This is a genomic window from bacterium (assembly GCA_030654305.1).
Lineage (GTDB): Bacteria > Krumholzibacteriota > Krumholzibacteriia > LZORAL124-64-63 > LZORAL124-64-63 > PNOJ01.
On record JAURXS010000439.1, the window covers coordinates 1 to 2,019 of the forward strand.

The window sequence follows — 2,019 nt, forward strand, 5'->3', positions numbered from 1 at the left end:
CGGAGTCGGAGGCGCGCCTCGCGGCGCTGCCCGCGGACGACCCGAGCCTGCCCAGCCTGCGCGAGGACCTGGCCCTGGACCGCCTGGTCCGCGACGCCCTGCTGTCGGACGCGCCGCTCGCGCCGCCCACGCGCACCTTCGCCGACCGCCTCACGCTCGACATGGGCGACACGACCTTCGAGCTGTACTACATCGGCGGCATGCACACCGCGAGCGACATCGCCGTCTTCGTGCCCCGGCACGGCATCCTGATGACCGGCGACACGATGTCCGACCGCTGGCTGACCGACACGCCGGGCTGCCTGGCGTCCTTCGTCGCGCGGCCCGGCGTGCGCCACGACTTCCCGAAGCTGCTGAAGAACTGGGAATACCTGGTGCAGCAGAAGGACCGCATCCGGTTGCTGGTGACCGGCCACTGGAACGGCGAGCTGTCGTACGACGGGTTCGCGGCCCGGGTCGGCTACGTCAGGGCGCTGTGGGACGGCGTGCCGGCCGAGATCGCGCGCGGCGCGTCCCTCGAGTCGCTGTTCGCGACCTTCGCGCTCGACGCGCGCTTCCCCGAGCTGGCTCAGAGCCCGGGCTTCAACCGCAACAACCACGCCATGACGCTGCTGGAACTCTGGAGCGTGACGACGGGCCAGGCGTCGGCCGCCGACCGGCTGTACGCGCTCATCGACGAGGGGGCCGGCGAGGACTCCGTCCGCGAGGTCGTGGCCAGCCGCGGCGCCGAGCCCGCCCGCTACTTCTACATGGAGGGCCAGCTCAACGCCTCCGGCTACCGTTTCCTGCAGGCGGGACGCGCGCCGCAGGCGGTGGCGATGTTCCGGGTGTACGCCGATCTCTACCCGGAGTCGTGGAACGCCTACGACAGCCTGGGCGAGGCGCTGCTGGCCACCGGCGACAGCGCGGGCTCGATCGCGATGTACGAGAGGTCGCTGGAGCTCAACCCCGAAAACGTGAACGGGCGCGAGGCGCTGGCGCGGATCCGGGGCGGAGGCGCGGCGTCGGCGCCGTAGGACCACCCGGCTCACGGGTGGAATATCGAAGGGCCCCGGATCACGCCGGGGCCCTTCTGCGTTCCGGATCGTGAGGCGCCGCCCCGTCAGGGATTGGGCCCGTCGTGGCACCGGTAGCAGGACACGCCGGACCAACCGCCCCGGTAATCCGGCCCGTGGCAGGCCGGGCAGGACTGGGTGCCGTGGTCCTCGGCGTAGTTGCCGTGCTGCGAGCTCTGCGACCAGCCGACCGGGTGGCCGCCGGGGCCGTCGTGGCAGTCGAAGCAGGAGACCCCGGTGCTGCCGCCCTGGAAATCGACGCCGTGGCACGACGTGCAGGACGCGGCGCTCTCGTCGCGCACCGTCGCGCCGTGCAGGTTCGGGTTCGCCCAGCCGCCGGGATGGCTGCCGTTGGGGCCGTCGTGGCAGGAGAAGCAGGAGACCCCGCTCCAGCCGCCCCGCAGGTCGGCACCGTGGCAATCGGCGCAGGATGTCGTGCCGTTGACCTCGGCCTCCCCGCCGTGGTGCGCGGGGCTGACCCAGCCGATCGCGTGGCCGCCGGGGCCGTCGTGGCACGAGTAGCACGAGACGCCGCTGGTGCCGCCCGTGTAGTTCACCCCATGGCAAGCGGTGCACGACGCAGCGCTGGAAACACGCACGGTCGCGCCGTGCTGTCCGGGTTCGGCCCAGCCGACGGGGTGCGCGCCGTTGGGGCCGTCGTGGCAATCGAAGCAGGAGACCGCGCTCCAGCCGCCCAGGTAGTCGGCGCCGTGGCAGTCGGTGCACGTCGCCGAGCCGTTCGCGTCGACCTCGGCGCCGTGCTGCGCCGGGTCGGCCCAGCCGGTGGCGTGACCACCGGGGCCGTCGTGGCACGTGAAGCACGAGACGCCGCTGGTGCCGCCCAGGTAATCAGCGCCGTGGCAAGCGGTGCACGACGCAGCGCTGGAAACACGCACGGTCGCGCCGTGCTGCCCGGGTTCGGCCCAGCCGACGGGGTGCGCGCCGTTGGGGCCGTCGTGGCAAT

Annotated in this window: 2 protein-coding genes; one reads left to right on the forward strand and one right to left on the reverse strand. The window is 72.9% G+C overall.

The genetic code is table 11. From position 1 onward, the window contains the following. Positions 1 to 1,016 (forward strand): tetratricopeptide repeat protein (locus Q7W29_12810; GenBank protein MDO9172699.1); only part of this gene is annotated, 1,016 nt, incomplete at its 5' end. An 86-nt stretch (positions 1,017 to 1,102) separates the two neighbouring features. Here the strand turns inward: Q7W29_12810 and Q7W29_12815 are convergent. Beyond that, the coding region (locus Q7W29_12815; protein ID MDO9172700.1) for a hypothetical protein at positions 1,103 to 2,019 on the reverse strand (917 nt) is incomplete at its 5' end.